Here is a 7,114-nt window from a genome sequence, read left to right on the forward strand (position 1 = left end):
AATTTCAGCCACCTGCGCAGCAAGCCCACCCCTCACAAAACCCACCAAACCCGGCCAGACAGATGCAATCTGCGATCAATGTCCCGGAAACACCGTCGCCACACCACCCCTGCACAACAACCTCACACCCAAAGCACCAGCCGCGCCACCAAAAACAAAAAGCCCGGCACACAGGCCGGGCCTTACCAAACAACAGCACACATCAGCTCGCACCACCCCCTACCACCTGGCGCAAATCTGCCAGCATTTGCGACAAGCGGTTCTGCAAGTCCGAAATATCCGCCTGCGAATTCAGCAACTCTTCCACCCCTTCATCCAGCGCCCGGTTGAGCATATTTTCCTGACTGGTGGTGAGCATCATCGACACATAGGCCACATCCACCCGCTGCCGTATATTTTCCAGCGCAATGCGGCTCGATACCAGATTATCCCGCTGCGCCCTGTCCACCTCCCCCAGCACCCCGGTCATGCACACAGCCAGCCGGACAATTTCCTCATCACGCTGCCGCGCCAGCGCCAGCGCCGCCAACGCCCGCGCATGCACATCCGCCGTTTCGACCAGCATGGTCAGGTGGTCACGCAAGCGACCACAACGATCCCCATCCTCCAGCGGCATATTGCGCACCAGCAATGACACCACCGGGTAATTGATCACCATGCGCGTCTTGAACTGTTCCAGACGCCCCATGCCAAGCAGGTGATCCATCACCGACACCTCCAGCGGACTGGCCTCGCCTCCGCGACAGCGCGTCATCACGCCCATCGACACCCGAAGCTGCACACAGGCTTCCAGACCATACAGCGCCACCCCGGCCACCATGGCATCCGCCAACTCCAGCACGGAAGATGCGGTGCCAAGCTGCTTCACCACCTCCAGCAAGGCTCCCATCTCGCTCATGCTCTGCATGGCAGTCATCGCCGCGCAGCTGGCATCACGGGCCAGGCCATTCAGCCGCCCTCGCTCCGCCGTGGAGTCAATCAGCCGTTGCAGCTTGGCCACCAGCTCCGGCGCGGAAAACGGCTTGACGACATAATCTTCTCCTCCAGCCTCGTAGCCAGCCAGGCGATCTTCGATAGCATCACGCGCCGATACAAACACAATTGGCACCTGCGCAAACTCATCATTTGCCCGAATGCGGCGGCACGTCGCAAACCCATCCATGCCAGGCTGCATCTCCACATCCAGCAATATGGCCGCCGGACGCACCTCCCCCAGCATCGCCAGCGCCTCCTCACCACTGCCGGCATCTATCACCTCAAAACTGCGCGACAAGCCCATTTTCAACAACCGCCGCACCGTCTCCACGTCATCCACCACCAGTATTTTTGCTTTTTCGCTCATACCCGCAACACCCTTCCCCTTGCCAATCCAACAACGCGTTCTTTCATCTATAGCTGCCAACACTGCTGCTATTCAAGCCACAGCCACCGCGACAAGCCGACATCAACACAGGCAACATACCGCCTCAGTGCTTGTCCACAGCAGTGCGCCGCCCTAGAATCAGCAAGCTCATGCCCAACACCCTGCCCGATACCCGCCACCCCGACAGCCTGATTGCCGCCCAGTCCGACCAGCAGGCCGTGCTGTTATGGCTAAGCGAATTCATCGACCGCCCAGCCACCTTGCGCAGCTATCGCAAGGAGACCGAGCGCTTCCTGCTGTGGCTGGCTGATCGCAACAAGGGGCTGCAAGCCGTGCGCCGCGAAGACGTACTGGACTACCAGCGATTTTTGCAAGCACCCTGGCCGGCAGAACGCTGGATCGGGCCCGCCCGGCCACGCCAGCATGCACACTGGAAACCGTTTACCGGGCCGCTCAAGCCCGCCAGCATCCGTCAGGCCATCACCATTCTGTCAGCCCTGTTCAGCTACTTGAGCGAAGCCGGCTACCGCCATGGCAATCCATTCAAATTACTACGCCAACGCCAACCGCCGGACACCCGCCCGATGGAGCGCTTCCTCGACCACACAGCCTGGCAAGCCATTCTCAGCGCACTTGAACAGCTGCCGCACAACACGCATCGCGAGCAACTGCAAGCGGCCCGCGCCCGCTGGCTGCTCACCCTGCTCTACCTCACCGGCGCACGCCGCCAGGAAGTGGCCACCGCACGCATGGGCGACATCAGCCAGCGCCGGCAACAATGGTGGTGGCGCGTGCATGGCAAAGGGGGCAGCACGGCCGACATTCCGGTATCTGATGAATTGCTGCACGCACTGGGCGACTATCGCCACAGCCTGGGACTGGGTCGCCTCCCCCTGCACGGCGAAGACACCCCATTACTCTGCCGCATTGCCGGACAAGGCCAAGACAGCCTGCACGGCGTCAGCGACAAAGCGATCTACCTGATCTGCCAGGAAATCTTCAAACGCGCCGCCAGCCATTGCACAGACCCGCAAAGCCGCAGCCAGCTACTGCAGGCCAGCACCCACTGGCTGCGCCACACAGCGGCCAGCCATCAGCTGGAAGCCGGCGTGCCGCTGCTGATGGTGAGCCAGAACTTGCGCCATGCCAGCATCCAGACCACCCGCCGCTACCTGCACAGCGAAGACGATGCCCGCCATCAGGCCACTGCCCACCACAGCATGCACGGCACGCGCAAGCACACGCCCACCGACGAGCACTGAGGCCGACCCCCTCCCAGCAGCAAAAGTCAACAGCTGCCCATTTATCCGTCCGGCGCGCCACAACACGCCTGCACGGGCCTTCACAAAAAGCGCCATTCCGCGTACCATCCCGCCTCGCTTTTCGGGATGGCATCAATGACTATTAGCAGCGCTGCGCAAGCATGCGGCATCGACTTCGGCACCTCCAACTCCACGGTTGGCTGGCTGCGCCCGGGTGCAGACACCCTGATTCCGCTGGAAGACGGCAAGATCACCCTGCCCTCGGTTGTCTTTTTCAATTACGAAGAAGACCACTCGGTATTTGGCCGCCGCGCCCTGCTGGAGTACACCGAAGGTTATGAAGGCCGGCTGATGCGCTCGCTGAAAAGCCTGTTGGGCAGCAGCCTGATCGACAGCCAGACCGAAGTACAAGGCCGGGCGCTGCCATTTCGCCACCTGCTCACTCTGTTCATCCAGGAAGTGAAACAGCGCGCCGACCGCGCCGCCGGTCGTCCCTTCGAGCAAGTGGTGCTGGGCCGTCCGGTGTTCTTTGTCGACGACAATCCCAAGGCCGACGCGCTGGCCGAAGAAACCCTGGCGCAGATTGCCCGCCAGGTGGGCTTCAAGGATATTTCCTTCCAGTTCGAACCACTGGCAGCCGCCTTCGATTACGAATCTTCCATCACCCGCGAAGAGCTGGTGCTGATCGTTGACATTGGCGGCGGCACTTCGGACTTTTCGCTGGTGCGCCTGTCGCCGGAACGCCGCGAACTGGACGACCGTCGCGCGGACATCCTGGCCACCGGCGGTGTGCACATTGGCGGCACCGACTTCGACAAGCAGCTGAGCCTGCACGGTGTGATGCCACTGTTCGGCTTCAAGAGCCGCCTGCGCAACAATGCCGAAATGCCGTCGGCGCAGTACTTCAACCTCGCCACCTGGCACACCATCAACTTTGCCTACACCCGCAAGGCGTGGATGGATCTACAGGATATTCATCGCGACGTGGAAGACCCGCGCGCTTTCGACCGTCTGTTCAAGCTGATCCAGGAACGCGCCGGCCACTGGCTGGCCATGCAGGTGGAAGAAGCCAAGATCGCCCTCTCCGGCAGCGACAGCCATCGCCTGGACCTGGAGCTGATCGAGGACGGACTGTACGCCGAGCTGCTACGCGAGCAGTTCAACCAGACCATCGATGGCATGCTGGGGCAGATCGGCAAGACCATCGGCAGCCTGCTGGCGGATGCCGGCACCAGCGCCAGCCAGATCGACACCGTGTTCTTCACTGGCGGCTCCAGCGGCGTTCCCGCGCTGCGCCAATGCGTGCAGCAACTGCTGCCCAATGCCCACCATGTCGAGGGCAATCTGTTCGGCAGCATCGGCAGCGGTCTCGCCATTGAAGCGAAAAAACGCTACGGCTGATAACGGCTGGTGAATGCAAAAAGGGCTGCCCAAGTGGAGCAGCCCTTTGACAGATTAAGGTGTAGTGAACTCAGCCCTGGCGCTTGCGCGGGGCTTTTTTTGTGGCTGCCGGCGGCAGATCGAGATCAAACAGCATGCCGGTGCGCCCGGTCTGCGACTGGCAAGCAATCTGCAGGGCGCGGTTGATCGCTTCCTTCTTGCTCACGCCCCACCACTCGATCATCTTGTCCAGCGACTTCTGCGCGTCACGACTCAACTCCACCGTCACCGACAGCTCCTGCAAGCGATTGCGGCGCTGCTCGCGACTGCGGCGCTTGCGCTCGGCCACCGTCATGGCGCGCTCGCCCAGCGGCTTGCGTCCGGGCTTTTTCTGCACGCCGCCAATCAGGTCGAAAGTGTAGTGATCGCAGGGATCTTTCATGGATGGGTGACGGGTCACAATCAAGAGGGGCGCAAGAATACCACAAAGCCACGCCAGATGGGGCATACAGGCCCATCACCACATTAATTAGTCACTAGGCATAGCCTGCCCCAGCGCTGATTACAGCGGATTGGCGCTGAAGGTATCGCACTGTGCGATATCCCCACCATCGAAGCCACGGCGGAACCAGCGCACGCGCTGCTCGCTGCTGCCATGGGTAAAGGAATCCGGCACCACCGCCTGCCCGGCAGAGCGCTGCAGGGTATCATCGCCGATCTTGGAGGCCGCATTCAGCGCCGATTCCAGATCGCCCCCCTCCAGGATATGCCTTGCCTTGTCAGCATGATTGCCCCACACCCCGGCAAAGCAGTCGGCCTGCAATTCCAGCCGCACCGACAGCGCATTTGCCTTGCGCTCGGAAGCACCACGCCGTGCCGCATCCACCTTGGCGGAAATACCCAGCAGGTTTTGCACATGATGGCCCACCTCGTGCGCAATCACATAGGCCTCGGCAAACTCGCCCGGCGCACCCAGCTGCTGGTTCAGCGTGCGGTAGAAAGCCAGATCGATATACACCTTGCGGTCGGCCGGACAATAAAACGGCCCCATGGCCGACTGACCCTGGCCACAGGCAGTTGGCGTGCTATTGCTGAACAACACCAGCTTGGGCCGCTGGTAGCTGGCGCCACGCTGCTGGAAAATCTGCCCCCACACATCCTCGGTATCCGCCAGCACCACGCGCACCAGCTTGGCCTCGCGCTCTTCTTCCGCCGAATGCACCCTGGGCTGCTGCGGCTGGGTCTGCACTTGCTGATGGCCACCGCCACTGAGCGCCGAAATCACCTGCAAGGGATTGGCACCAAACACCAGCCAGGCCACCAGGCCAATGGCTATCGTACCCAGACCGATACCACCGCCACCCAGCCTGAATCCGGGCGAACCACCACCCTCGTCGCGGCGGTCTTCAACATTGTCACTTTCACGGTTGCCATCCCAACGCATGCCAGCTCTCCCTTTATCCAATCAGGCCGGCAGATAGCCAGCCAGCAGCGCCTGCACCAGCAAGGCGAACAGCGCCGCGATGATGTCATCCAGCATCACACCAAAGCCGCCATGCACCCGGCGGTCAAACCAGCCGATTGGCCAAGGCTTCACAATATCAAACAGGCGGAACAAGACAAAGGCCAGCAGCCAGCCAGCCCAGCCGGCCGGCGCCCAGGCCAGCACCAGCAGCATGGCTACCACCTCGTCCCAGACAATACCGCCATAATCGTGCACACCCAGCGCATCACCCGTTACCTGGCACACCCATACCCCCAGCACAAACAGCGGCAGGCACAGCAAGGTCAGCCCCAGGCTACCCATTCCCAGTGTGTGCAACAGGAAAAACATGGGGTAAGCCACCAGCGTGCCCCAGGTACCCGGAGCCTGGCGCGCCAGACCGCTGCCAAAGCCGAAAGCCAGCAAATGTGCCGGATGCCGGCGCAGAAAAGCCCAATCCGGACGAAAGGCCGGCGCCTGTTTATGCGAAGTGGTCATAACCTGCCTTGTTCAATGCAATTGTCTGGCCAGTGGCATCCAGCAAACGTGCGCCACTGCCCGCCACGATACGGCCGATACGTGTCACCCGGCAGCCCGCCTGCGCCGCCGCAGCCAACACCGCCTGCCGTGCCGCCAGTGGCGCGGTGAAGCACAATTCGTAATCATCACCACCAGCCGCCAGAAACTCCAGCCAGCGCGGTCGCTCTGCTTCCAGCGGCGGCAAGGATGGCAGGCTGTCAGCCCAGAGTTCCGCCGCCACGCCCGAGGCTGCCAGGATATGCCCGAGATCTGCCAGCAGTCCGTCTGACACATCAGCTGCCGCATGCGCCACACCCAGCAAGGCCTGGCCCAGCTCCAGCCGTGGCACCGGGAAATCCAGCCGACACTGGCAGACTGCCAACACATCGTCCGACACGCTGCCAGCCGGCAGCCGCCCCAACCGCTGCGCCACTGCCAGCGCCCCCAGGCCCAGTTCGCCACTGACCCAGACATCATCCCCCTCCCGCGCGGCATCGCGCCGCAGCGCCTGCCCTTGCGGTGTTTCACCCATGATGGTGATGGACAGTGTCAGCGGCCCGCGGGTGGTATCCCCGCCCGCCAGCTCCACGCCATACTGCTCGGCCAAGGCGAACAGCCCACGGCTGAAACCCTGCGCCCAGGCTTCATCCACCGCAGGCAGGGCCAGCGCGAGAAAAGCCCAGCGCGGGCGGGCACCCATGGCAGCCATGTCGGACAGATTGACCGCCAGTGTCTTGTGACCCAGCGCTTGCGGGCTGACATCGGCAAAAAAATGCCGCCCTTCCACCAGCATGTCGACAGAAACATGCAGATCCTGCCCCGGCGTCGGGCGCAGGATGGCGGCATCGTCACCCACGCCCAGCACGGTGGAAGGGGCCGGGCGGGTGAAGTAGTGGCGGATCAGTTCAAATTCGTTCATCGCGTCAACTCCGGGCCCTCATGCAAAAACACCCGCCGTAGCGGGTGTCAGGCTGCTGACAAAGTTATTTGGTGCGATTGCACTGGACCCGGCAAAGCCGGGCCTTTCGATTAACTTATTGCTTTCGCAGCCCTCTCATCTAATCCCAACCCCCCCGCCCTTGCCCTGCAAGGGAGCCTCGCTTTCCT

The 7,114-nt window shown here is 62.3% G+C and carries 7 protein-coding genes; 2 read left to right on the forward strand and 5 right to left on the reverse strand.

What is annotated here, in order from left to right; all coding sequences use genetic code 11:
• Positions 1-202: 202 nt before the first annotated feature.
• A complete protein-coding gene (locus EAY64_RS09655) occupies positions 203-1,342 on the reverse strand; it encodes a response regulator transcription factor (protein ID WP_103524558.1) in 1,140 nt (379 codons plus the stop codon).
• A 170-nt stretch (positions 1,343-1,512) separates the two neighbouring features.
• Here EAY64_RS09655 and EAY64_RS09660 point away from each other — a divergent pair, with 170 nt between their 5' ends.
• Together EAY64_RS09660 and EAY64_RS09665 are read left to right on the forward strand one after the other, a co-directional pair.
• The gene (locus EAY64_RS09660) at positions 1,513-2,625 is read left to right on the forward strand and encodes a tyrosine-type recombinase/integrase (protein WP_103524559.1); all 1,113 of its coding nucleotides are present in this window, start codon (positions 1,513-1,515) and stop codon (positions 2,623-2,625) included.
• A gap of 135 nt (positions 2,626-2,760) precedes the next feature.
• Positions 2,761-4,026, forward strand: a complete 1,266-nt coding sequence (locus EAY64_RS09665; protein ID WP_103524560.1) for an Hsp70 family protein — start codon at positions 2,761-2,763, stop codon at positions 4,024-4,026.
• Positions 4,027-4,096: 70 nt separating this feature from the next.
• On the opposite strand, the gene EAY64_RS09670 is transcribed toward EAY64_RS09665, so the two are convergent.
• The 4 genes from EAY64_RS09670 to thiL all read right to left on the reverse strand — a co-directional run bounded on the left by EAY64_RS09670 (position 4,097) and on the right by thiL (position 6,926).
• Positions 4,097-4,447 carry a hypothetical protein gene (locus EAY64_RS09670; protein WP_103524561.1) on the reverse strand — a complete coding sequence of 117 codons (351 nt, stop codon included), beginning with the start codon at positions 4,445-4,447 and terminating at the stop codon, positions 4,097-4,099.
• Positions 4,448-4,567: 120 nt separating this feature from the next.
• Positions 4,568-5,449, reverse strand: coding sequence for a KPN_02809 family neutral zinc metallopeptidase (gene ypfJ, locus EAY64_RS09675; protein ID WP_103524562.1), 882 nt, complete (start codon positions 5,447-5,449; stop codon positions 4,568-4,570).
• Between the two features lie 21 nt (positions 5,450-5,470).
• The gene (locus EAY64_RS09680; protein ID WP_103524563.1) at positions 5,471-5,986 is read right to left on the reverse strand and encodes a phosphatidylglycerophosphatase A family protein; all 516 of its coding nucleotides are present in this window, start codon (positions 5,984-5,986) and stop codon (positions 5,471-5,473) included.
• Positions 5,970-6,926, reverse strand: coding sequence for a thiamine-phosphate kinase (thiL, locus tag EAY64_RS09685; RefSeq protein ID WP_103524564.1), 957 nt, complete (start codon positions 6,924-6,926; stop codon positions 5,970-5,972). The genes EAY64_RS09680 and thiL overlap by 17 nt, the downstream gene beginning before the upstream one ends.
• Between the last annotated feature and the right edge of the window lie 188 nt (positions 6,927-7,114).

It is taken from the genome of Aquitalea palustris, from assembly GCF_003693445.1.
Taxonomy (GTDB): domain Bacteria; phylum Pseudomonadota; class Gammaproteobacteria; order Burkholderiales; family Chromobacteriaceae; genus Aquitalea; species Aquitalea palustris.